Source organism: Streptomyces corchorusii (assembly GCF_001514055.1).
GTDB lineage: Bacteria > Actinomycetota > Actinomycetes > Streptomycetales > Streptomycetaceae > Streptomyces > Streptomyces olivaceoviridis.
In genome coordinates this window covers 309,346-332,752 of sequence record NZ_KQ948354.1, presented here as the reverse complement: position 1 = coordinate 332,752, position 23,407 = coordinate 309,346, and the positions used below count along the sequence as shown (strand labels likewise).

Below are 23,407 nucleotides of genomic sequence, written 5' to 3'. Positions count from 1 at the left end.
AGAGCTGTACGTCGGTGGGGCGGGTGTCGGCCGGGGGTACCTGGACGATCCGGCGCGTACGGCGAGCACGTTCGTGGCGGATCCGTTCGGTCCCGTGGGTGCGCGGATGTACCGCACCGGGGACCGGGTGGTGCAGCGGGCGGACGGTCGGCTGGAGTTCATCGAGCGGCGTGACCACCAGGTCAAGATCCGGGGCCGCCGGGTGGAGACGGGGGAGATCGAGTCGGTCATCCGTTCCCTGAAGGGTGTGACGGACGCGGCGGTGGCCGTGCTGCCCGACGCCTCCGGCAACCCCCGCCTCGTCGGCTACCTCACCGGACCGGGCGTCGATGCCGGCCAGGTGCGCTCGGAACTCGTCCGGCTGCTCCCGTCGTACATGATTCCGGCGTCCTGGCTGGTGCTGGAGGCGCTGCCGCTGACGGCCAACGGCAAGCTGGACCGCAAGGCGCTGCCCCGGCCGGCCCTGGCCGGACAGGAGGCCAAGCGGGCGGCGGGCAACGATCGCGAACGCGTGCTGAGCGAGATCTTCGCCGATGTCCTCGGGGTCACCGAGGTCGGTGTGGACGAGGACTTCTTCGTGCTCGGCGGTGACAGCATCCGCTCCATCCAGCTGGTCAGCCGGGCCCGTGCCGCCGGGCTCGCCCTGACCACCCGCGACGTCTTCGAACGGCGCACGGTCGCCGACCTCGCCCGGACCGCCACCGAGACGCCCGCCGAAGAAGCCGCCGCGCCGGAGCCCGCCGACGCGCTCATCACTCTGTCCGCCGAAGAACTCGCCGACCTCGAACTTGAGTTGAGTGAGGACCTGACGTGACCGAATCCAGCACCGGGTCGAAGATCAGCGCAGTGCTTCCGCTCTCGCCGCTGCAACAGGGGCTGCTCTTCCTGTCCTCGTACGACCGCGCGGCGACCGACCACTACGTCCTCCAGTTCACCGCGGACATCGAGGGCGACGGCACCGACCTGGAACGCAGGCTGCGGGACGCCTCGGCCGCGCTGCTGCGCCGGCACCCGAACCTGCGGGCCTGCTTCCGGCACCGCAAGAACGGCGAGCCGGTGCAGATCGTGCTCCGCGAGGACGACGTGACGCCCGAGTGGGCCGTGCACGACCTCACCCGGCTGCCCGCCGGGGAGCGGGCCGCCGCCGCGGACCGGCTGGCGCGGGAGGACCGCGGGCGCCGGATCGACCCGGCCCGCCCGCCGCTCATGCGGTTCAGCCTCATCCGGCTCGGCGAGCGCAGCCACCGGCTGGTGTGGTCGGTGCACCACATCCTGGTCGACGGCTGGTCACTGCCCCTGGCGGTACGCGAACTCACCCTGCTCGCCGGCCGTACCGGGGAACCGCCGGCGCCCGCGCCGTTCGGCTCCTACCTCGCCTGGCTCGGCACCCGCGACAAGAACGCGGCGCGCGGCGCCTGGGCCGACCTGCTGCGCGGGCTCGACGGTCCCGTCCGGGTGGCCCCCGACGCCACCGGCGCCGGGGAGCCGCCCGTCGAGGCCGAGGCCGTCCTGCCACGCGAGCACACCGGCGCGCTGCTGGCGTGGAGCCGGGCACAGGGACTCACCCTCAACTCCGTGGTGCAGGGCTGCTGGGCGCTGCTGCTCGGCCGGCTCACCGGACGCGACGACGTCGTCTTCGGCGCCGTCACCTCCGGGCGGCCCGCCGAGGTGCCGGACGTCGAGTCGATGATCGGGCTGTTCGCCAACACCCTGCCCGTGCGGGCCGACGTACGGCCCGGGCGGACGGCCGGTGAACTCTTCCGGGACCTGGCCCGCCAGCAGATCGCGATGATGCCGCACGAGCACCTGCCGCTGGCCGAGGTGCAGGCCGCCTGCGGCATCCAGGGCGAACTCTTCGACACCGTCCTCGCCTTCCAGAACTATCCGCTGGACGAGGAGGAACTGCACCGCGACACCGGCGGTACGGTCGTGGCCGCGCGGGTGCACGCGGCCACGCACTACCCCCTCCACCTGACCGTGCTGCCCGGCGAGAGCCTCGGGCTGCGGCTGTCGTACCGGGCGTCGGCGCTGGGGGAGGGCGCCGAGGCCGCGCGGCGGCTGCTGGACCGGCTGGTCCGCACCCTCGCCGAGGTGGCCACCACCCCGGACGCCCCCCTCGCCCACCTCGGCGCCCTGGACCCGGCGGAACACCACCGCATCCTCACGGAGTGGAGCACCACACCGGCCCCCGCCGGGCCAACGGCCACCGACACCCCGGCCTCCGGCCCGCCTGCCGACGGTGCCGTCGAGGCCGAGGAGGCCGTCGGGGGCGGCAACCCCGGGGCGACCCTTCCCGCCCGGTTCGCCGCCCAGGCCGCCCGTACCCCCGACGCCGTGGCCGTCACCGATCACACCGGTGTGCGGCTCACCTACCGCGAACTGGACGAGCGGTCGAACCGGCTGGCCCACCTGATCGCGGCGCGCGGGGCCGGTCCGGAGGACTTCGTCGCCGTGGCCCTGCCGCGCGGGGCCGAGCTGATCGTCGCCGTGCTCGCGGTGCTCAAGGCGGGCGCCGCCTACCTGCCGCTCGAACCCACGCACCCGGCCGAGCGCGTCGCCCACACCCTGCGGGACGCCCGCCCCGCGCTGCTGCTGACCACGACCGGGACCGCGCTGCCCGGCCCGGCGGACGTGCCCGGCCCGGTCCGCGTCGACCTCGACACGGACGCCGTCGGCGCCGAGGCCGCCGCCCACCCGGTCACCGCGCCCGAGCCCGCCGCCCTCACCGCGGACCACCCCGCCTACGTCATCTACACCTCCGGCTCCACCGGCCGGCCCAAGGGCGTGGTCGTACCCCACCGGAACGTGATCCGGCTGCTGGACGCCACCGACGGCTGGTTCGGCTTCGGCCCGGACGACGTGTGGACCCTCTTCCACTCCATCGCCTTCGACTTCACCGTCTGGGAGCTGTGGGGCGCGCTGCTGTACGGCGGGCGCCTGGTCGTCGTACCGCACGACGTGGCCCGCTCGCCCGACGCCTTCCTGGACCTCCTCGCGGCCGAGCGGGTCACCGTCCTCAACCAGACGCCGTCGGCCTTCTACCAGCTGATGCGCGCCGACGCCGACCGGCCGCGCGCACTCGCCCTGCGCCACGTGGTGTTCGGCGGCGAGGCGCTCGACCTCGGCCGGCTCGCCGACTGGTACGCCCGGCACCCGGACGGCCCGCGCCTGGTCAACATGTACGGCATCACCGAGACCACCGTGCACGTGTCGTACCAGGAGCTGGACCGGGACCTCGCGGCGGCCGGCCGGGGCAGCGTCATCGGGCGCGGCATCCCGGACCTGCGGGTGTACGTCCTGGACAGCGCGCTGCGGCCGGTGCCGGCCGGTGTGCCCGGCGAGCTGTACGTGGCCGGGCCCGGGCTGGCTCGCGGCTATCTGGGCCGCCCCGCGCTGACCGCCGGACGGTTCGTGGCCTGCCCGTACGGCGAGCCCGGCGCGCGCATGTACCGCACCGGCGACCTCGGCCGCTGGCGGTCCGACGGCACCCTCGAATACCTGGGCCGCGCCGACGAACAGGTGCAGCTGCGCGGGTTCCGCATCGAACTCGGCGAGATCGCCACCGTGCTGGGCCGGCACCCCCGGCTGGCCGAGGTGGCCGTCGTGGCCCGCGAGGACCGGCCCGGCGACCCGCGCCTGGTCGCCTACGCCGTCCCGCACGACCCGGACGGCGGCCCCTCGGACCGCGAACTGACCGCCGAGCTGCGGGCGTTCGCCGCCGAGCGGCTGCCCGACCACATGGTGCCCGCGGCCGTCGTACGGCTGCCCGCGCTGCCGCTGACCGCGAACGGCAAGCTCGACCGGCGGGCCCTGCCCGCGCCCGCCTACACCACTTCCGACCGCGCCCCGCGCACCCGCGAGGAGGCCGTCCTCTGCACGGTCTTCGCCGCGGTCCTCGGGCTCGAACGCGTCGGCGCGGACGACGACTTCTTCGCCCTCGGCGGCCACTCGCTGCTCGCCACCCGCATCGTCAACCGGGTCCGCGCCGAACTCGACGCGCGACTGGAACTCCGGGACCTGTTCGAGGCCCCGAGCCCCGCCGCGCTCGCCGCCCGGCTGACCCGCGCCACCCCCGGCCGGCCCGCGCTGACCCCCCGGCCGCGCCCGGCGGTCGTCCCCCTGTCCCACGCCCAGCAGCGGCTGTGGTTCATCGAGCGGCTCGGCGCGCCCGGCGGGCTCTACGCCATCCCGCTCGCGGTCCGGCTCACCGGCCCGCTCGACGTCCCCGCGCTCCACGCGGCGCTGCGCGACCTCGTCGCCCGTCACGAGGCGCTGCGGACCGTGTTCCCGGCGCGCACCGCCACCGGTGCCGCCACCGACCCCGGTGCCGAGCACCCCCCCGTCCCCGGCACCGGTCCGGCGGACGGCGTCGGCCCGGCCGAACAGCGGGTGCTCGCGCCGGCCGACGCCTCCGTGCCGCTGCCCACGAGCACCGTCGACGAGGCCGGGCTGCCCGCCGCGCTGGCCGCGGAGGCCGCCCGCGGCTTCGACCTGGAGACCGAGGTCCCGCTGCGCGCCCGGCTGTTCGCGCTCGGCCCCGACGAGCACGTCCTGCTGCTCGTCCTGCACCACATCGCCGGCGACCGCTGGTCCCTCACCCCGCTGCTACGGGACCTGACCGCCGCCTACGCGGCACGCGGCGCCGGGCACGCGCCCGAACTGCCGCCGCTGCCGGTGACGTACACCGACTTCACGCTGTGGCAGCGCGACCTGCTCGGCGACGCGGACCGGCCGGACAGCGAACTCGCCCGCCAGCTCTCCTACTGGACGACGGCCCTGGCCGGTCTGCCCGAGGAACTGCCGCTGCCCCGCGACTTCCCGCGCGGCGCCCGCGCCGGCCACCGGGGCGGCACCGAGCGCGCCGCCCTGCCGGAGGGGCTCGCCGCCCGGCTGCGGGAGCGGGCGGCCGAGTGGAACGCCAGCCCGTTCATGGTGCTTCAGGCGGCCCTCGCCGCCCTGCTCACCCGGCTCGGCGCGGGCACCGACATCCCGCTCGGCACCCCCGTGGCGGGCCGCGCCGACGAACGCCTCGACGACGTGGTCGGCATGTTCGTCAACACCCTGGTGCTGCGTACCGACACCGGCGGCGACCCCGGCCTGCGCGCGCTCGTCGACCGGGTGCGCGCGTGGGACCTGGCGGCCTTCCGGCACCAGGACGTGCCGTTCGAGAAGCTGGTGGAGGTCCTCAGGCCCGAGCGGTCGGCGGCCCGGCACCCGCTGTTCCAGGTGATGTTCGCCTTCCAGCAGCAGGCCTTCCGGCAACCGGAGACGGTCACCGGACCCGCCGGGTCGGCCGGGCTCGCGGTACGGCCCGAGGAGGTGCCGTCGGCCACCGCCAAGTGGGACCTGTTCTTCCAGTTCACCGAGGTCGGGCCCGGCATCGAGCTGGCCCTGGAGTACAGCGCCGACCTGTTCGGACCCGGCACCGCCCGGACCATCGCCGACGCCTGCGTACGGCTGCTCGGTGCCGCGCTGGCCGACCCGGACCGCCCGGTGTCCCGGCTGGACCTCCTCGGCGCCGAGGAACGCGCCGCGCTGCTGGCCCACGGCACGCGCCGCACCGGCACGCCCGCGGCCACCCTCACCGAACTGGTCGCCCGGCGGGCCGCCGCGACCCCGGACGCGGTCGCCCTCGTCCACCGGGATCCGGCCGGCCGGATCGTCCACACCGGCTACGGCGAGCTGTGGGACGCCGCCGGCCGTCTGGCACGGCTGCTGACCGCCCGGGGCATCGGCCGCGGCGACCTGGTCGCGCTGTGCCTGGAACGCGGCCCGGCCACGGTGACCGCGCTGCTCGGCATCGCTCGCTCCGGCGCCGCCTACCTGCCGCTCGACCCCGCCTACCCGGCCGACCGCATACGGGACACGCTCACCGACGCCGGGGCCCGCCTCCTGCTCACCGAGGAGTCCCTGACCGCCCACTGCACACGGGCCGCCGCCGGGGAGCCCGTCGCCGAGGAGTATGCGCGGGGCGCCGGTTCCGGTGTCGAAGTCGTCGTCCTGGACGCGCCCGGCACCCGGGAGGCCCTCGCCGGGCTGCCCGGCGACGGGCCGGACGTGCCCGCGCCGCACCCCGACGACCTGCTGTACGTCATCTACACCTCGGGCTCCACCGGCCGTCCCAAGGGCGTGGCCGTCTCCCACCGGGCCGCCGCGCGCCTGGTGCACGGGCTGCCCGAGCTGCGGTTCACCGCCGACGACACGTTCCCGTACTTCGCGCCGGTCGCCTTCGACGCCTCCACGTTCGAGATCTGGGCCCCGCTCGTGCACGGCGCCCGGCTCGCCATCTGCCCCCCGGGACCCGCCGACCCCGAGGCGCTCGGCACGTTCCTGCGGCAGGCCGGGGTGACCGTCGCCTTCCTCACCACCCAGTTCGTCAACGCCGTCGCCGACACCCGGCCGCGCGCCCTCGCTCCGCTGCGCGCCCTGCTCACCGGCGGTGAGGCCCACTCCCGCGACCACCTGGACCGGCTGCGGGCCGCGCTGCCGGACACGGCGGTGTACAACGTGTACGGCCCCACCGAGACCACCACGTTCGCCACCCTCCAGGACACCGCGGACGCGGTCGACGCCCCGGCCGGCGTGCCCATCGGCCTGCCGGTCGGGGACACCGGCGCCTACGTCCTGGACGAGGCACTGCGACCGGTGCCGCGGGGGGTGGTCGGCGAGCTGTACCTGACCGGCCCCGGGCTGGCCCGCGGCTATCTGGGCCGCCCCGCGCTGACCGCCGGACGGTTCGTGGCCTGCCCGTACGGCGAGCCCGGCGCGCGCATGTACCGCACCGGCGACCTGGTGCGCTGGGACGCCCGCGGCCGGATCGACTACGTGGGCCGCGCCGACCACCAGGTCAAGATCCGCGGCTACCGCATCGAACCCGGCGAGATCGAACGCCGGTTGACGGCGCACCCGGCCGTCGCCCGGGCCGCCGTCCTCGCCCCCGCCGACCCCCTGGGGCGCCGGCAGCTGGTCGCCTACGTCGTCCCCGCCGCCGGCGGGCCCGCGCCCGAGCCGGACGAGCTGCGCCGGCACCTGGCCCGCGCGCTGCCCGACTACATGGTGCCGGGCGCCTATGTGCCGCTGCCGGAGCTGCCGACGACCGTCAACGGCAAGCTCGACGTCGCCGCCCTGCCGCCCGCCCCGGCCCGTCCCGCCGGCTCCGGTGCCGTGCGTCCGCCCCGCACCGACGCCGAGCGGCGGCTGTGCGCGGCCGTCACGGAGGTGCTCGGCGTGCCGGCCGGCCCCGACGACTCGTTCTTCGCGCTCGGCGGCGACAGTCTGAAGGCCATCCGCCTGGTCAACACGGCCACCGCGGCCGGCCTGCGCGTCACGCTGGCGTCCGTCTTCGAACACCGCACGCTGGAGGCGCTGGCGGCGAGCGTCGTGACCGGGGACGGGACCGCCGGCCGGCACCGCGCCCCGGAGACCGCCGGCCCACCCGCCGGCCAGGGTGCCGTCGACCTGCTCGGGCCCGTGCTGCCCATCCGCTCCGCCGGCACCCTGCCGCCGCTGTTCTGCGTGCACGGCGGGCTCGGCTTCGGCATCCCGTTCGCCGCGCTCGCCGAGCACCTCCACCCCGAGCGGCCCGTGCACGCCCTCCAGGCCCGCGGTCTCGGCGACGGCGGCCCGCTGCCCGGCAGCATCGGCGAGGTCGCGGCCGACTACCTGGCGCGGATCAGGGCCGTACAGCCGCACGGCCCGTACCACCTGCTCGGCTGGTCCTACGGCGGCATCGTCGCCCACGAGATCGCGGCCCTGCTGCACGCGTCCGGCGAGGAGGTCGCCCACCTCGCCAACCTGGACGCCTACCCCGACGACGGGCGCGGCGTCCACCCCACCGACGCGGAGTTCCTCGCCGACTTCCTCGCCGAGGCCGGCGTCGACGGCACGGGCCTGGACCGGCTCGACCCGGCCGCCGTCGCCGCCCACCTGGCCCGCACCGGCGGCCCGCTCGCCGGGCTCGGCCAGACCACCCTGGAACGGCTGCTCGCGGTCATGCGCAACCACCTCGACCTGGTCCAACGGCACACCCCGACCCGCTTCGACGGCTGCCCGATGACGCTGTTCCGGGCCGCCGACGGGCTCTCCGCGGAGGAGCGCGCGCTGAAGACCAAGAGCTGGGAGCCGTACCTGGGCCGCCCCGTCGAGACGCACGACGTGCCCTGCGGCCACCAGCAGATGCTGCGGCCCGCCCCGGCGGCGCTGATCGGCGCCGCCGTGGAGCGCCGGCTGGGCGCCGTCGCCGCCGCCCGCTGACCCGACGCCGTACCACCCACCGACCGTCCACCACCGTCCGAGATCTGGAGACCCGCCATGGCCAATCCCTTCGACAACGAAGACGGCACCTTCCTCGTCCTCGTCAACGACGAGGGGCAGCACTCCCTGTGGCCGTCCTTCGCCGCCGTGCCCGACGGCTGGCGCGTGGCCCTCGACGCCACCGACCGCGCCTCCGCCGTCGCCTACGTGGAGAGCAACTGGACCGACCTGCGCCCGCTGAGCCTCCAGCGGCAGGCGGGCTGACCGTGGCCGCGTCCGACACGGCGATCCTCGCCGAGGGGCTGGGCAAGAGCTACCGCTCCCACACCGCGCTGCACGGCATCGACCTGGCGGTGCCGGCCGGCACCGTCCTCGGGGTCCTCGGCCCCAACGGCGCCGGCAAGACCACCACCGTGCGCATCCTCGCCACCCTGGTGCGGCCGACCGGCGGCCGGGCCGCCGTCGCCGGGTACGACGTGGTCCGCGAGGGCCGGGAGGTGCGCCGGCGCATCGGCCTGGCCGGGCAGTACGCCGCCGTGGACGAACTCCTCACCGGGCGCGAGAACCTGGTCCTGCTGGCCCGGCTGCTGCGGTTCGGCCGGCGCGGGGCCGCCCGCCGGGCCGCCGAGCTGCTGGACCGGTTCGAGCTGACCGAGGCCGCCGACCGGCCCGCGGGCACCTACTCCGGCGGGATGCGCCGCCGGCTCGACCTCGCCACGTGTGTCATCGGCGACCCCGAGGTGCTGTTCCTGGACGAGCCCACCACCGGTCTGGACCCGGCCAGCCGCAATGTGCTGTGGGACGTGGTGCGGGACCTGGCCGCCGGTGGCGTGACCATCCTGCTCACCACCCAGTACCTGGAGGAGGCCGACCAGCTCGCCGACCGCATCGCCGTCATCGACGCCGGCCGGGTCATCGCCGAGGGCACCCCGGACTCCCTCAAGCGGCAGGTCGGCAGCGACCGGCTGGAGGTGACCGTGGCCGGCCCCGAGGACCTCGCCGACGCGGTCGCCGCGCTGGCCGTGCTCGGCGGTCCGGCCCCCGTCACCGACGAGGCCGCCCGCCGGGTGTCCGTCCAGCTCGGCCCGGACGGCCTGGACGACCTGGCCCGCGCCGCGCAGGCCCTGCGCGACAAGGGCGTACCCACCGTCGACATCGACCTGCGCAAGCCCACGCTCGACGACGTCTTCTTCGACCTCACGGGCACGGGCGCCGAACAGACCCCGCAAGACCCCGCGAAGCCGGTGCCGGCCGCGGAGCAGCGGCCCGTGCGGGCGACGAGCGAAGGGCCGGTGCCGGAGACGACGGACGCCCCCGTGCCGGCCGCGGAGGAGGGGCCCGTGACGTCCGTGGGGGCGGAGCCGGTGCCGGCGAAGCGGCCGGCGGCGGCTGCGGAGAGGCGTCCACTGACGTCCACGACGAGCGCCCCCGCGAAGAACGCCCCCTTGGCGGCGGTGGAAGAAGAGCCCGCGACGGCCGCGACGGCGGAGCCGGTGCCGGTCGTGGAGGAGCGGCCCGTGCGGGCCGTGCAAGGGGAGTCCCCGACGGCTGCGGAAGAGCCCCTCGCGCCGGCCGTGGGAGGAGAACCCGTGGCGGCCGTGGCGGAAGCCCCCGTGCCGGTCGCGGAAGCGGAGCCCCCGGTGGTCGCGGACCCGCGGCCCCTGACGGTCACGAAAGAGGAGTCCCAGTGACGGCCACGGCCACCGCTCCGACCACCCCGTCCCGGCCCGCCGCCGCCCGTCCCGGTCCGGGCGGGCCCGTGCGCGGTCACCTCGGTGACACGTTCGCCCTGGCCGGCCGCCATCTGACCCATCTGCGCCGCTCACCGGGCCGGCTGGTGCTGGTCACCATGAACCCGCTGGTCATGCTGATCGCCGTCGGCTACCTCTTCCGCAGCTCCATGCACATCCCGGGCGGCGTGGCCTACGAGGACTTCATCATGGCCGGCATCGCCATCCAGGTCGGCCTGACCGGCGTGGGCCCCACCGCCATCGGCGTCGCCCTGGACCTGCGGCACGGACTGGTCGACCGGTTCCGCTCGCTGCCGATCTCCCCGTCCTCCGTGCTGCTCGGACGCACCCTGTCCGACCTGGCCGTCGGCGCGGTCAGCCTCACCGCGGTCAGCCTCGTCGGCCTGGGCGTGGGCTGGCGCCCGCACGAGGGCGTGCTGCGCACCGCCGCCGGCTTCGGGGTGCTGCTCGCCTTCGTCTACGTGATGACCTGGGTCGGCATCCTGCTCGGCACCACCCAGCGCAACATCGAGGCCATCGACGGCACCGGCGCGCTGGTGCTGGTCATCCTCAGCTTCCTGTCCAACGCCTACGTCCCCGTCAGCGGCCTGCCCGGCTGGCTGCGCCCGGTCGCCGAGTGGAACCCCGTCACGTCGGTCGTCACGACCTGCCGGCGGCTGTGGGGCAACGACCCGGGCGTGGCGGCCACCGGCGGCTTCCCCGCCCACCACCCGGGCCTGGTGACCGCCGTGACGCTCACGGCGCTGCTGCTCGCCGCGGTGTGGGGCGGCGTCCGCGGGTTCCGCCGGGCGGGCGGCCACTGACCGCCGTCAGCGGTCCGTCAGTTGACGGTCACTGGGCAGTCATCGCAGCTGTCTAGGTTTTTGCCGAGCCCCCTCGCTGCCCATTTCCCGCAGCTTTCCCGCTCTTTTCGCGAATTCTCCTCGCAGGTCTTCCGCGAATCACCCACCGGCCATCCGAAAACGGAGGAACGAGCCATGACGACGGCCGCTCCCGAGCGCCTCACCCGTATCCGGGAAATCATCGCCGAGAACATCGACGTGGACCTGGAGCGCCTTTCCGACACGGCGCTCTTCATCGACGAACTGGGCGCGGACTCCCTGAAGCTGATCGATGTCCTCAGCGCGCTGGAAATGGAGTACTCCATCGTCATCGACATGAACGAGCTGCCGAAGATGGTCAACGTGGAGGCCACCTACCAGGTGGCCGCCACGGCCGCCGGCTGGTGACGCCCATGACCACCACGGCACCCACCGACCGGGCCGGGCAGCGACGGGTCGTCGTCACCGGCTTCGGGGTGATCTCCAGCATCGGCACCGGGGTCGAGGAGTACACCGCGGGCCTGCGGGCCGGCCGCTCCGGCGCCCGGCCGATCACCCGCTTCGACACCGAGGGCTTCGGGCAGAACACCGCCTGCGAGGTCCCCGACTTCGAGCCGGAGCGCTGGATCCGCAACCTGCCGTCCGGCCACGTGGGCCGCGCCGGCCAGTTCGCCGTCGCCGCGGCCCGCATGGCCGTCGAGGACGCCGGGCTGACCGAGACCGACCTCGCCGACCGGCCCGCCGTCATCACCGTCGGCACCACCGACGGCGAGTCCCACGACATCGCCGTCCTGCTGGAGCAGGAGCTGGCCGCCGGGGACCCCGAGGCGATGGACCCGGTGCTCGCCCGCCGGGTCTACGCCGGCCGGCTCTCCACCGCCATCGCCCGCGAACTGCGCATGCCGAACGTGGAGGCGACCACCGTCACCACGGCCTGCGCGGCCGGCAACTACTCGATCGGCTACGGCCTGGACGCCATCCGCTCCGGCGAGGTCGACCTGGCGCTGTGCGGCGGCGCCGACGCCGTCTGCCGCAAGGCGTTCGCCCTGTTCAAGCGGTTCGGCGCGCTCAGCCCGGACGTGGTGCGCCCCTTCGACAAGGACCGGGGCGGCATCCTGACCGGCGAGGGCGCCGGCATCCTCGTCCTGGAGAGCCTGGAGTCGGCCCTGGCCCGCGGCGCGCGCATCTACGCCGAGGTCCTCGGCTACGGCCTGAGCTGCGACGCCGCCCACCCCACCGCCCCCAACCGGGACGGCATCGCCCGGGGCATCCGGCTCGCCCTGGACGACGCCGGCGTCAAGCGGCAGGAGGTCGACTTCATCTCCGCGCACGGCACCGGCACCAAGGCCAACGACAGCACCGAGACGGCCGCCATCCTGGACGTGTACGGGGACGCGCCGCCGCGCACGGTCGCCGTGAAGTCGATGCTGGGCCACTCGATGGGCGCGGCCAGCGCGCTCGGCGCCATCGCCTGCGGTCTCGCCATCGAGCACGGGTTCATCCCGCCCACCATCAACCACCGCGAGACCGACCCGGAGTGCCCGCTCGACGTCGTACCCAACGAGGCCGTCACGGCGGACGTCCGGATCGTGCAGAACAACTCCAGCGCCTTCGCCGGCAACAACGCCGTGCTGATCCTGGGCACCTACGGGGAGAAGGTCCGAGCATGAGCAACGCAACTGCCGTCCCGCGGGCCGCGCTGCCCCCGGACACGCCCGTCATCACCGGCTGGTCGGCGGTGTCGCCGTACGGCATCGGACGCGAGGCGTTCACCGCCGGCGTGCGCGCCGGCGCGAAGACGGCCGTGATGGCGGACGCCGCTTACGGCACCCTGCCGTCGCCGGAGGTGTGCGTCGTGCCCGGCTTCGACATCCAGGAGCTGCTCGGCAAGCGGGGCACCGCGAAGATGGACCGGCTCACCGCGCTCACCCTGGTCGCCTCCGACGGGCTGCTGCGGGACGCCGACGGCGAACCGGCCGTCACCACCGACGACCTGACCGGCGTCGTCCTCGGCATCACCATGGGCAGCCTGGAGAACGTCACCGACTTCCTGCGCCAGTCCTACACCAACGAGCGCCCCTTCTACGTCGACGCCGGCCGCATCCCGTTCGGCAGCCTCAACCACGCCGCCGGCGCCACCGCCATCCGGCACGGCCTGAAGGGCCCCAACACCACGGTCGCCGGCGGCCGGGCCGCCGGGCTGCTCGCCCTGAACTACGCCCGCCGGCTGCTGGGGCAGGGCCGGGCGACCAAGTACGTGGCCGGTTCGGCGGAGGAGTTCTCCGCCGCGCACGCCTGGTACGAGGCCACCGCCGCGCAGCCGGGCGAGCCCGCGCCGCTGCTCGGCGAGGGCTGCGGACTGTTCCTGCTGGAGCCCGCCGGGACGGCCGAACGCCCGCCGTTGGCCGCCGTGCTGAGCATCGAGACCCGCGTCGACATCGACGACGACCCGTTCGCGACGGCCGACGCCTGCGCCCGCCGCGCCCTGGAGCGGGCCGGGGTCAGCGCCGACGACGTCTGGGCGGCCGTACCCAGCGCGGCGCCGAGCGACGCGGGCCGCGCCGAGTACGAGGCGCTCGCCGCGCTGGTGCCGGCAGAGGCGCTGCGCCGGGTGCCGTCGATGGAACTGCTCGGCGACACCAGTGCCGCCGCCGCGTCCTTCCAGATCGCCGCGGTGCTCTCCGTCGCCGCGGCCGACCCGGACTCCCGGGGCCGGGCCGCGCTGGTGACCGCCGTGGACCGGGACGGCGCCGTCGCCGCCGCCGTACTGCGACTGCTCGGGGAGGACGCGTGATCGCGCTGGTCAGCGGCGGTTCCCGGGGCATCGGCCGGGCCGTGGTCCGACGGCTCGCGCGGGACGGCTTCGACGTGTCGTTCTGCTACCGCTCGAACCAGGACGCCGCCGAGGAACTCGCCAAGGAGGCCGCCGAGCACGGCACCCGGGTGCTCGCCGTCCGCTGCGACGTCGCCGACCCCGAGGACGTGCGCGAGTGGTACGCGCGCACCGAACGCGAACTCGGCCCCGTCGACGCGGTGGTCACCTCGGCGGGCGTCACCCGCGACCGGCCGCTGGTGCTGATGGGCCAGGACGACTGGGACGGGGTGCTGCGCACCAACCTGGACGGGGTCTACCACGTGTGCCGGGCCGCCGCGTTCTCCATGAGCAAGCGCCGCACCGGCGTCATCGTCAACCTGTCCTCCGTGGCGGGCCTCTACGGCAACACCGGCCAGGCCAACTACGCCGCCTCCAAGGCCGGGATCATCGGCTTCACCAAGTCCCTCGCCAAGGAGCTGGGCCCGCGGGGCGTGCGCGCCAACGTCGTCGCACCCGGGCTGATCGAGACCGACATGGTCGGCGGCATGCCGGCCGCGGCCCTGGAACGCCAGCTCAAGGGCGTGCCGCTGGGCCGGCTCGGCCGCGCCGGGGAAGTGGCCGACCTGGTGGCGTTCCTGGTGTCCGACCAGGCCGCGTACATCACCGGAGCGGTCGTGGAGATCCACGGGGGCGGCGTCTTCTGATGGGGGACCAGATGCAGGGTGCGGGGGAGCGGTACGACGCGATCGTGGTCGGCAGCGGCGTCGGCGGCCTGGTGACGGCCGGCTATCTCGCCGCCGACGGCCGCCGGGTCCTCGTCCTGGAACAGCACGACGTGGCCGGCGGCAACGCCCATGTCTTCCGGCGCCGGCGCAAGTACGAGTTCGACGTCGGCACCCACTACCTCGGCGACTGCGGCCCGGACGGGATGCTGCCCGCCGTCCTGTCCGGGCTGGGCGTCGCCGACCGGGTGCGGTTCCGGCCGATGGACAACGACGGCGGCTTCGACCGCATCATCACACCCACCGCGCAGGTCGACGTACCGGCCGGCTGGGACCGCTACCGCGACCGGATCAAGGCGGCCCTGCCCGCCGAGGCCGACGCCGTGGACCGCTTCGTCGACCTCGCCACGGCCGTCGCCGGGGCCGGCCGGGCCAGCCTGCTCGGCACCCCGATGGTGGAGCTGTTCCGCCGGTCGCCGGAGACCATGCGCTGGAACCGGCGCACCCTCGGCCAGGCCCTGGACCACTGCGGGCTGTCCGCCAAGGGCCGCACCCTGCTCGCCGCGCAGGCCGGCAACTACGGCGCCCTGCCCGCCGACGTCGGCTTCGCCGAGCACGTCACGATGATGGACCACTACCTGCGCGGCGCCTACTTCCCGGAGGGCGGCGGCCAGACCCTGGTCGCCGCGTTCGTGGAGGCCCTGGAGGCGTACGGCGGCGAGCTGCGCACCCGTTGCGAGGTGCGCCGCATCCTGGTCGAGCGGGGCCGCGCCACCGGCGTCGAACTCGCCGACGGCACCCGGGTCTCCGCCCCGCTGGTCGTCTCCAACGCCGACTACCGCCGTACCGTGCTGGAGCTGTGCGGCGGCGAGGAGACCTTCCCCGCCGACCTGGTCGCCCGCACCCGCGCGGCCCGGATGCGGGACGCGGTGGTCGCGGTGTACGTCGCCCTGGACACCGAGCTGCCCGGCCTGCCCAACGCCAACATCTGGTGGCACGACAGCGACGACATGGAGGGCGCGCAGGCCGGGATGCTGGACCGCTGGGCCCGCACCGGCACCCTGGACCGGATCCCCCAGCTCGCCTTCTCCTTCGCCTCCGTGAAGGACGCCGGGTCCCCGGCCGTGTGCCCGCCGGGCCACAGCAACTTCCAGCTGCTGACGATCCTCCCGCCCGGACCCGCCTTCTGGGGCGCGGACGGCGGCCCGCTCACGGGCGAGCCGTACCGCCGCCGGCCCGCGTACCTGGCCCGCAAGCGGGAGGTCACCGAGCTGGTCCTGGACACCGCCGAGCGGGTCCTCGGCCCGTTCCGGGACCGGATCACCCATGTGGAGGCCGCCACCCCGCTCACCCACGAGCGCTACATCCGCGCCAGCGGCGGCACCCCGTACGGCATGGCCGGCTGGGGCGCGCGCGGTCAGCGGCCCGATGTGCGCACCGACGTCGAGGGGCTGTACGTGGTCGGGCAGAACACCCGGCACGGCAGCGGGATGGCCGGGGTCGCCGCCGGCGGCATGGCCGCGGTCTCCCACATCCTGGGGCGCCCCCTGCTGCCCGAGGTGATGTCCGGCACGGTGCTCGGCGACCCCGCCCGGCTGCCCCGGCGCGCGCCCGGCTGGGACCCGTTGCAGGTGTCGCGCGGACGCGCCCGCCGGCACGCCAAGGGGCTGGCCCGCATCGGCTGACCGGCCCGCCGGCCCGCCCCCTTCGCCCAACGAATCCCCTGGAGCAGTGTTCCCATGACCTCACAGGTGTCCCAGGTCCCGTCCTTCTCCGTGATCTCCGGTGCCCAGGTGCACCAGGTGCTCGCCGGCGCCGAGGACGAGGTCGTCTCGACCGTCGAGGCCGCCTACCGGCTGCACGGCGAGGCACGGACGGTCAACCCCGACTCGTACTTCCTGCGCTTCCCGGACCGCCCGTCCTCCCGGATCATCGCGCTGCCCGCCTCGGTGGGCGGTGACGTGGACGTGCACGGCATCAAGTGGATCTCCAGCTTCCCGGAGAACGTGGCCGCCGGCCTGCCGCGCGCCTCGGCCGTCCTCGTCCTCAACGACGCGCGGACGGGTTACCCGTTCGCCTGTCTGGAGTCCTCCATCATCAGCGCCGCCCGCACCGCCGCCTCGGCGGCCCTCGCGGCCGACCGGATCAGCCGGGCGCGCGGCACCCGGCCCACCCGGGTCGGCTTCATCGGCACCGGCCTGATCGCCCGCTACCTGCACACCTACCTGGCGGCCTCCGGCTTCGCCTTCGACGCCCTCGGCGTGCACGACCTGTCCGCCGAGCACGCCGAGGGCTTCACGGGCTATCTGCGGCGCACGGCCGGGGACGGCGCGGAGATCACCGTGCACGACAAGCCGGAGGACCTGATCCGCGCCAGCGACCTCGTCGTCTTCGCGACCGTGGCGGGCGAGCCGCACGTGACCGACCCGGAGTGGTTCACGCACAACCCGCTGGTGCTGCACGTGTCGCTGCGCGACCTGTCCCCGCAGATCATCCTCTCCGCCTGGAACGCGGTCGACGACATCGACCACTGCCTCAAGGCCAACACCTCGCCCCACCTGGCCGAACAGCTCACCGGCAACCGGGACTTCGTCGCCGGCACCCTCCACGACGTGCTGACCGGCGCGATCACCCCGCCCGCCGACCGGCCGGTGGTCTTCTCGCCGTTCGGCCTGGGCGTGCTCGACCTGGCGGTCGCGAAGTACGTGTACGACCGGGTCCGGGACGCCGGCCAACTGCACACCGTGCCCGGGTTCTTCCACGAGCTGAAGCGGTACGGCTGACCCCGTGCGCGCCGCGGCCGGCCCGGCCCGGCGCGCGCACTGACCAACGGATGACGGCTCGCTGACCGAACGGCCGAGCGGCGGGCGACCGCCTTGTCCGGCCGTCCGGCAGCCGCACAGAATCGACGCCATGAGATCTTTCGCCAGTCTGGACGAGTTCTCCGCCGCCGTCGGCGAACACCTCGGCCACAGCGAGTGGCTGCGGGTGACGCAGGAACAGGTGGACCAGTTCGCGGGGGCGACCGGCGACTCGCAGTGGATCCACACGGATCCGGAGCGGGCCGCGACCGGCCCGTTCGGCGGCACCATCCTGCACGGCTACCTGACCCTGGCCCTGCTGCCCGCCATGATGCGGGCCATCTTCGACATCGAGAAGGTTCAGCTGGGCGTCAACTTCGGCCTGGACAAGGTGCGTTTCCCGCGCCCGGTGCCGGTCGGCTCCCGGGTGCGCGGCGGGGCGAAGCTCACCGGTGTGCGCGAGACGCCCGCCGGCCACCTGGCCGCCGTCCGCATGACGGTGGAGGTCGAGGGGGAGCCGCGGGCCGCCTGCGTGGCCGACACGCTCTCGCTGTTCGTCGCCCCCTGACGGGAGTCGGCCGAGAAGGGCCCCAAGAGGGGGGTTTTTACCACCGATTTCCCGGCCCCTCGGCCACCACAATGAGTGCGGGCCCCTCGGACCACGACAGACGTACGGCACCGGCGCCGCGCACGGCGGAGCAAGGCCAGGAAGGAGCGTGTCGCATGGACGACCGCACGATGCAGCTCGGCGGGATCCGCCCGCCGGCGGCGATCAGGGGATTCTCGGTGTCGGCCGGGCTGACGGGTCTGCGCCGGGTGGTGACCCTGTGCTGGATGTCGATGGCGGCCTTCGGCCGTTCGCTCGCCGTCTCCGGCGCGATCAGCCTGGTCGGCCCCGGCCTCGGCATGGTGCCGCGGGCCATGGAGGGCGTGCGAAACCTGGCCGCGCAGCAGCGCGAACTCGCCCGGCGCTGGGCGGGCGTGGAGATCCCCGGCCCGCCCGGACCGCTGCCGCCCGCGCCCGCCGGGGCCTCCGGTGCCGTCGCCCGCTACCGCTGGATCATGAGCGACCCGCAGACCCGGCGCGAGTACGTCTGGGTGCTCACGGACCCGATCGCCGGCGGCTTCCTCGCCTTCTTCCCGCTGGCCCTGATCCTCAGCGGCCTCTGGGGCGTCTTCCTCGCCTTCTTCGGGGTGCCGCTGTCCACCGAGTGGGACGGGCTGTGGTACCAGTTCATCCCGATCGAGGGCCAGGCCACGGCGGTGCTCGCCGGCGTCCTCGGGCTGCTGCAACTGCCCCTGGCCCTGTGGGCGGCCCCGCGCGCGGTGCGCCGGCACGCCCTCTACACCCGGGCGATGCTGGCGCCGAGCGAGAGCGAGATGATGGCCAGCCGGATCCAGCACCTGGCCGCCACCCGCTCCGACGCCGTGGACACGCAGATGGCCGAGATCCGCCGGATCGAGCGCGATCTGCACGACGGCGCCCAGGCCCGTCTGGTCGCCATGGGCATGACCCTGGACGCGGCCGAGCACCTGCTGGAGACCAACCCGGAGGCCGTCCGCGCCCTGCTCATCGAGGCCCGGCAGTCGTCCTCGGCGGCGCTGGAGGAACTGCGCAACCTGGTCCGCGGCATCCACCCGCCGGTCCTCGCCGACCGCGGACTCGCCGACGCCGTACGGGCGCTGGCGATGACCTGCCCGGTGCGCACCGAGGTCCAGGTCGACCTGCCCGGCCGCCCCGAGATGCCCGTCGAGTCCGCCGCGTACTTCGCCATCTCCGAGATCCTCACCAATGTCGCGAAGCACGCGGGTGCCGCCCGCGCCTGGATCGACCTTCGTTACGATCGCGGGATGCTGCACATCACCGTGACCGACGACGGCCACGGCGGCGCCGACGCCTCCCGCGGCACCGGCCTGCGCGGCATCGAGCGCCGGCTCGCCACCTTCGACGGCGTGCTGGCCGTGAGCAGTCCCGTGGGCGGGCCGACGATGGTGACGATGGAGATCCCGTGCGTATTGTCCTCGCCGAAGACCACTTCCTCCTGAGGGACGGGCTGATCCGCCTGCTCGGGGCCTACGGCCACGACGTGGTGGCCGCCGTGGACAACGGCACCGACCTGCTCGAAGCCCTGGACCGGGAACAGCCGGACGTCGCGGTCGTCGACGTCCGGCTGCCGCCGAACTTCACCGACGAGGGCCTGCGCGCCGTCCTCGCCGCGCGCAAGCGGAACCCGGACCTCCCGGTGCTCCTGCTCTCCCAGTACGTCGAACCGCTCTACGCCCGCGAACTGCTCACCAGCGGCGGCCGGGGCGTCGGCTACATGCTCAAGGACCGCGTGACCAACGGCGGCCAGTTCCTGGACTCCATCCAGCGGGTGGCCGCGGGCGGCACCGCCATGGACCCCGAGGTCATCTCCCAGCTGCTGGTCCGCAAGGAGCGCGACGAATCCGTCGGCAGCCTCTCCGAACGCGAACGCGAGGTCCTCGAACTCGTCGCCCAGGGCCGCTCCAACGCGGGCATCGCCCAGGCCCTGTTCGTCACCGAGAAGGCCGTCGCCAAGCACATCAGCAACATCTTCACCAAGCTGGGCCTGCTCCCGACGGACGGCGACAACCGCCGCGTCCTGGCCGTGCTGGCCTACCTGGACCAGTGAGCCGCGCGCACCGGTGCGCCCGATGGCCGGAAACGACACCGGGCCGCACCCCGTCCGGACGGACGGAACGCGGCCCTGGTGTGTCGGACGCGGCGCGGCTCAGTACTGCGGACGGTTGAACCAGGAACCGCCGGCCTTGTTGGCGCAGAACACGATGATGAGGATGCTCAGCACCAGGCTGATCAGGGCGAGGAAGTTGCCGCCCAGCAGGGTCACCAGGCTGACCAGGGTGACGACCGAGCCGTAGATGATCGCCGAGACGCGGGCGCCGCCGCGTCCGCCCGCGAACTTGACGGCGGTGAAGATCGCCCAGAAGGCGAAGGCCAGGACGATGACGCCGAAGACGATCATCACGCCCACACCGATGCTGGCGGCCTTGTCGGCGTCCGTCGACGAGACGCTGCTGTCCGACGAGATGGCGTCACGGATCCGGTCGGCGAACATGGCGCTGCCCACGACCAGCAGCAGACCGGCGAGCGCCTGGCAGACGCCCAGGATCCAGAGGAACACGCGCGCGGCCTTCACCCCGCCCGGCATCTGAGCCGGCCCGGCCGGGTAGCCGTAGCCGGGCTGCTGGAACCCGGGGGCCGCCGGGTAGCCGTAACCGGGCTGCTGCTGCGGGTAGCCGTAGCCGGCCTGCTGGCCCTGCGGCGGGCCGTAGGGGTTGTTGGGGTCGCCAAAACTCATGGCGGTCTTCCTCCGTCTGCTCAAGTGCGGGGACGACGCGCGGCACGGTTCGGAGGAAGTTCTACAGATGCGGTCCGTCCCCCCGGTACTGCCCGCGGCACTGTCCGCTCATCGTTCTTTAACGGACTCTTACTTGTCCAGCCGGAGGCATCAGGTGTTGTGCAAGTGCAACATCGCTGATCATGCCGTGACACCCGGATTGGAACCGGGGCCGGGTCATCCGCGAGGATGGGACCCATGACCGCCCAGATTCTCGATGGCAAGGCCACCGCAGCCGAGATCAAGTCCGATCTGACCGCCCGCGTGGCGGCGCTGAAGGAGAAGGGCGTCACGCCCGGCCTCGGCACGATCCTGGTCGGGGACGACCCCGGCAGCCAGAAGTACGTCGCCGGCAAGCACCGCGACTGCGCCCAGGTGGGCATCGCCTCCATCCAGCGCGAGCTGCCGGCCACCGCCACCCAGGAGGAGATCGAGGCGGTCGTCCGCGAGCTGAACGAGGACCCGGCCTGCACCGGCTACATCGTCCAGCTCCCGCTGCCCAAGGGCATCGACGAGAACCGCGTCCTGGAGCTGATGGACCCGGCCAAGGACGCCGACGGCCTGCACCCGATGAACCTCGGCCGCCTCGTCCTGAACGAGCCGGCCCCGCTGCCCTGCACCCCCAACGGCATCCTCACCCTGCTCCGCCGCCACGGCGTGGAGATCAAGGGCGCCGAGGTCGTGGTCGTCGGCCGCGGTGTCACCATCGGCCGCCCGATGCCGCTGCTGCTCACCCGGCGCAGCGAGAACGCCACCGTCACCCAGTGCCACACCGGCACCCGCGACCTCTCCGCCCACCTGAAGCGGGCCGACATCATCATCGCCGCGGCCGGCTCCCCGCACCTGATCCGCGCCGAGGACGTCAAGCCGGGCGCGGCCGTCCTGGACGTCGGCGTCTCCCGCAACGCCGAGGGCAAGATCGTCGGCGACGTCCACCCGGACGTGACCGAGGTGGCCGGCTGGATCTCCCCGAACCCCGGCGGGGTCGGCCCGATGACCCGGGCCCTGCTGCTGGTCAACGTGGTCGAGGCGGCGGAGCGCAGTGCCGGCTGAGGACACCCGCGGGCCCGCGGAGCCGACCGCGCGCGACGCGATCAGCGCCCCTGACGCCGAGGGGCGCCCGCGCCGCGTCACCCGCCGCTTCCCGCTGTTCACCAGGGACACCGCGCGCCCCGAGGGCGGCGGCCGGGCCGCGGCCGGCGACGCCCCGGCGCCCGCCCGGCAGTGGCCCCTGCTCGTCGTGCTGTCGACGGTGGCGCTCGGCCTGCTGCTGACCGCGCTCGACGTGTTCCGCTACGGCACCCTGCTGGTCGGCGCCGCCCTGCTGGCCGGCGCGGTCATGCGCTGGATGCTGCCGGGCGTCGGCATGCTCGCCGTCCGCTCCCGCTTCACCGACATCGCCACCTACGGCGTCCTCGGCCTGGCCATCGTGCTGCTCGCGATGATGGCCCAGCCCTCGCCGTGGCTCCAGATCCCCTTCCTCAAGGACATCCTGCACTTCACGCTCGACAAGTAGCGCGAACGGTACGGCAGGTGGCCTGCCTCCCCCAGGGACGCGGGCCACCTGCCGGGTCCGAGGGGTACGGCGGCCGGGAGCCGCAACGTCCCCGGCAGCGCGCGCGGTTGACTCGCGGACCCGGCCGCGCGCGTTACCCTGCGGCGATGCGACCGAGGACTCCCCGCCCGCTCGTCGTGGACACGTTGATCGCGGTAGCCATGGCCGTGGTGGCCGTCCTGGTCGCGCAGGAGTCCCGGGCGCAGGGATGGCCGGAACTCGACGCGCGCGCCTACGCCCTCGTCGCCCTCGCCCACCTCCCGGTCGCCCTGCGCGGGCGCCACCCCGTCGCCGTCTTCGCGGTCGTCGAGGCCGCCGCGGCCTGCTACATCAGCCTCGGCCACTGGCCGGTGGTGTGCACCTTCGGCGCCATGCTCGCCCTGTACACCGTGGCCTCCGTGCGCCCGCCGCACACCGCTCTCGCCTGCGCCGTCTGCACCTCCGCGGTGTGGGTGTACGCCGGCGTGGTCAGCCACAGCCCCTCCATGGCGTCCGTGATCGGCCAGGCCCTGCTCTACAGCTCGGTGCTCGTCTGGTTCGGGTACCTGGCCCGCCGCAGCGCCGAACTCACCCGGCGGCTGCGCGCCGAACACGCCGAGCGGGCCCGGCGCGCGGTCGCCGAGGAACGCGGCCGGATCGCCCGCGAACTGCACGACGTCGTCGCCCACCACATGTCGGTCATCTCCGTGCAGGCCGGCCTCGCCCGGTTCGTCTTCGACTCCGACCCCGCCAAGGCGCGCGGCGCGCTCGGCACCATAGCCGACACCAGCCGCGAGGCCCTGGAGGAACTGCGCCGCATGCTCCAGGTGCTGCGCGAGGAGGACCCCGAGGCCCCGCAGCGGGCCCCGATGCCCACCCTGGCCCGGCTCGGCGAACTCGTGGACCGGGTCCGGGCCGGCGGCCTGCCCGTGGACCTCGACGTCGAGGGCACCGCCCGCCCGCTGCCGCCCGGTGTCGAACTGTGCGCCTACCGCGTCGTCCAGGAAGCCCTCACCAACGCCCTCAAACACGCCGGTCCCGCGCACGCGCGCGTCGAACTCCGGTACGGGGCCCACGAACTGACCGTCCGCGTCACCGACGACGGCGAGGGGGCAGATCCGGACAGAATGCCCACAGGGGGCGGTCATGGCTTGATTGGCATGCGGGAGCGGGCCACGCTCTACGGCGGGACGATCAGCGTCGGCCCACGCACCGAGGGCGGCTACGAGGTCCGGCTGACCCTGCCGACCTCGGCCGCCGAACGCGACCGCGGGGGTGCGCGAGAAGCGGAGCGGTAAGGGACGGCGCGCGGCCGGGGGGACGACCGTAC

The 23,407-nt window shown here is 74.5% G+C and carries 18 protein-coding genes; 17 read left to right on the top strand and 1 reads right to left on the bottom strand.

The genetic code is table 11. The features are described 5' to 3' along the window. The 14 genes from AQJ11_RS11505 to AQJ11_RS11440 all read left to right on the top strand — a co-directional run. The coding region (locus tag AQJ11_RS11505; RefSeq protein ID WP_159061647.1) for a phosphopantetheine-binding protein at nucleotides 1-814 on the top strand (814 nt) is incomplete at its 5' end. Continuing rightward, nucleotides 811-8,253 carry a non-ribosomal peptide synthetase gene (locus AQJ11_RS11500; RefSeq protein ID WP_059262958.1) on the top strand — a complete coding sequence of 2,481 codons (7,443 nt, stop codon included), beginning with the start codon at nucleotides 811-813 and terminating at the stop codon, nucleotides 8,251-8,253. The genes AQJ11_RS11505 and AQJ11_RS11500, both read left to right, overlap by 4 nt. A gap of 57 nt (nucleotides 8,254-8,310) precedes the next feature. Then, a complete protein-coding gene (locus tag AQJ11_RS11495; protein WP_014674493.1) occupies nucleotides 8,311-8,517 on the top strand; it encodes an MbtH family protein in 207 nt (68 codons plus the stop codon). Nucleotides 8,518-8,519: 2 nt separating this feature from the next. Beyond that, nucleotides 8,520-9,944 carry an ATP-binding cassette domain-containing protein gene (locus AQJ11_RS11490; RefSeq protein WP_059262957.1) on the top strand — a complete coding sequence of 475 codons (1,425 nt, stop codon included), beginning with the start codon at nucleotides 8,520-8,522 and terminating at the stop codon, nucleotides 9,942-9,944. Further along, nucleotides 9,941-10,807, top strand: coding sequence for an ABC transporter permease (locus AQJ11_RS11485; RefSeq protein WP_059262956.1), 867 nt, complete (start codon nucleotides 9,941-9,943; stop codon nucleotides 10,805-10,807). Before AQJ11_RS11490 ends, AQJ11_RS11485 begins: the two co-directional genes overlap by 4 nt. A gap of 174 nt (nucleotides 10,808-10,981) precedes the next feature. Next, nucleotides 10,982-11,233, top strand: a complete 252-nt coding sequence (locus AQJ11_RS11480; protein WP_041665449.1) for an acyl carrier protein — start codon at nucleotides 10,982-10,984, stop codon at nucleotides 11,231-11,233. Between the two features lie 5 nt (nucleotides 11,234-11,238). Continuing rightward, complete coding sequence (locus AQJ11_RS11475) at nucleotides 11,239-12,495, top strand: beta-ketoacyl-[acyl-carrier-protein] synthase family protein (protein WP_059262955.1); 1,257 nt, start codon at nucleotides 11,239-11,241, stop codon at nucleotides 12,493-12,495. After that, nucleotides 12,492-13,619 carry a beta-ketoacyl synthase N-terminal-like domain-containing protein gene (locus AQJ11_RS11470; protein WP_059262954.1) on the top strand — a complete coding sequence of 376 codons (1,128 nt, stop codon included), beginning with the start codon at nucleotides 12,492-12,494 and terminating at the stop codon, nucleotides 13,617-13,619. The genes AQJ11_RS11475 and AQJ11_RS11470 overlap by 4 nt, the downstream gene beginning before the upstream one ends. Then, on the top strand, nucleotides 13,616-14,344 hold the full coding sequence (gene fabG / locus AQJ11_RS11465; protein WP_059262953.1) for a 3-oxoacyl-ACP reductase FabG: 729 nt from the start codon (nucleotides 13,616-13,618) through the stop codon (nucleotides 14,342-14,344). Before AQJ11_RS11470 ends, fabG begins: the two co-directional genes overlap by 4 nt. Beyond that, on the top strand, nucleotides 14,344-16,047 hold the full coding sequence (locus AQJ11_RS11460; protein WP_059262952.1) for a phytoene desaturase family protein: 1,704 nt from the start codon (nucleotides 14,344-14,346) through the stop codon (nucleotides 16,045-16,047). The genes fabG and AQJ11_RS11460 overlap by 1 nt, the downstream gene beginning before the upstream one ends. 54 nt (nucleotides 16,048-16,101) lie before the next feature. Continuing rightward, nucleotides 16,102-17,145, top strand: a complete 1,044-nt coding sequence (gene sbnB, locus AQJ11_RS11455; protein ID WP_014674501.1) for a 2,3-diaminopropionate biosynthesis protein SbnB — start codon at nucleotides 16,102-16,104, stop codon at nucleotides 17,143-17,145. 130 nt (nucleotides 17,146-17,275) lie between these two features. Then, nucleotides 17,276-17,731 (top strand): MaoC family dehydratase, encoded by a 456-nt coding sequence (locus AQJ11_RS11450; protein ID WP_014674502.1) that lies wholly within the window; start codon nucleotides 17,276-17,278, stop codon nucleotides 17,729-17,731. 155 nt (nucleotides 17,732-17,886) lie between these two features. Further along, complete coding sequence (locus tag AQJ11_RS11445) at nucleotides 17,887-19,209, top strand: sensor histidine kinase (protein ID WP_059262951.1); 1,323 nt, start codon at nucleotides 17,887-17,889, stop codon at nucleotides 19,207-19,209. Continuing rightward, entirely contained in the window at nucleotides 19,173-19,817 is a 645-nt protein-coding gene (locus tag AQJ11_RS11440) for a LuxR C-terminal-related transcriptional regulator (protein ID WP_058081634.1), read from the top strand. Before AQJ11_RS11445 ends, AQJ11_RS11440 begins: the two co-directional genes overlap by 37 nt. Before the next feature lie 99 nt (nucleotides 19,818-19,916). Here the strand turns inward: AQJ11_RS11440 and AQJ11_RS11435 are convergent, their stop codons facing one another. Beyond that, entirely contained in the window at nucleotides 19,917-20,504 is a 588-nt protein-coding gene (locus AQJ11_RS11435) for a hypothetical protein (RefSeq protein WP_059262950.1), read from the bottom strand. A gap of 237 nt (nucleotides 20,505-20,741) precedes the next feature. On the opposite strand from AQJ11_RS11435, the gene AQJ11_RS11430 reads away from it, so the two are divergent. The 3 genes from AQJ11_RS11430 (at nucleotide 20,742) to AQJ11_RS11420 (ending at nucleotide 23,375) form a co-directional block, all read left to right on the top strand. Continuing rightward, nucleotides 20,742-21,596 (top strand): bifunctional methylenetetrahydrofolate dehydrogenase/methenyltetrahydrofolate cyclohydrolase, encoded by an 855-nt coding sequence (locus tag AQJ11_RS11430; RefSeq protein WP_014674506.1) that lies wholly within the window; start codon nucleotides 20,742-20,744, stop codon nucleotides 21,594-21,596. Then, nucleotides 21,586-22,059 carry a DUF3017 domain-containing protein gene (locus AQJ11_RS11425; RefSeq protein WP_014674507.1) on the top strand — a complete coding sequence of 158 codons (474 nt, stop codon included), beginning with the start codon at nucleotides 21,586-21,588 and terminating at the stop codon, nucleotides 22,057-22,059. Before AQJ11_RS11430 ends, AQJ11_RS11425 begins: the two co-directional genes overlap by 11 nt. 146 nt (nucleotides 22,060-22,205) lie before the next feature. Then, on the top strand, nucleotides 22,206-23,375 hold the full coding sequence (locus tag AQJ11_RS11420) for a sensor histidine kinase (protein ID WP_059262949.1): 1,170 nt from the start codon (nucleotides 22,206-22,208) through the stop codon (nucleotides 23,373-23,375). Nucleotides 23,376-23,407 lie beyond the last annotated feature (32 nt).

Coding starts and splice junctions, on each gene's coding strand:
- AQJ11_RS11470 (WP_059262954.1), top strand. CDS start 12,492: ATGAGCAACGCAACTGCCGTCCCGCGGGCCGCGCTGCCCCCGGACACG.
- AQJ11_RS11460 (WP_059262952.1), top strand. CDS start 14,344: ATGGGGGACCAGATGCAGGGTGCGGGGGAGCGGTACGACGCGATCGTG.
- AQJ11_RS11480 (WP_041665449.1), top strand. CDS start 10,982: ATGACGACGGCCGCTCCCGAGCGCCTCACCCGTATCCGGGAAATCATC.
- AQJ11_RS11430 (WP_014674506.1), top strand. CDS start 20,742: ATGACCGCCCAGATTCTCGATGGCAAGGCCACCGCAGCCGAGATCAAG.
- AQJ11_RS11495 (WP_014674493.1), top strand. CDS start 8,311: ATGGCCAATCCCTTCGACAACGAAGACGGCACCTTCCTCGTCCTCGTC.
- AQJ11_RS11475 (WP_059262955.1), top strand. CDS start 11,239: ATGACCACCACGGCACCCACCGACCGGGCCGGGCAGCGACGGGTCGTC.
- sbnB (WP_014674501.1), top strand. CDS start 16,102: ATGACCTCACAGGTGTCCCAGGTCCCGTCCTTCTCCGTGATCTCCGGT.
- AQJ11_RS11445 (WP_059262951.1), top strand. CDS start 17,887: ATGGACGACCGCACGATGCAGCTCGGCGGGATCCGCCCGCCGGCGGCG.
- AQJ11_RS11420 (WP_059262949.1), top strand. CDS start 22,206: ATGCGACCGAGGACTCCCCGCCCGCTCGTCGTGGACACGTTGATCGCG.
- AQJ11_RS11450 (WP_014674502.1), top strand. CDS start 17,276: ATGAGATCTTTCGCCAGTCTGGACGAGTTCTCCGCCGCCGTCGGCGAA.
- AQJ11_RS11435 (WP_059262950.1), bottom strand. CDS start 20,504: ATGAGTTTTGGCGACCCCAACAACCCCTACGGCCCGCCGCAGGGCCAG.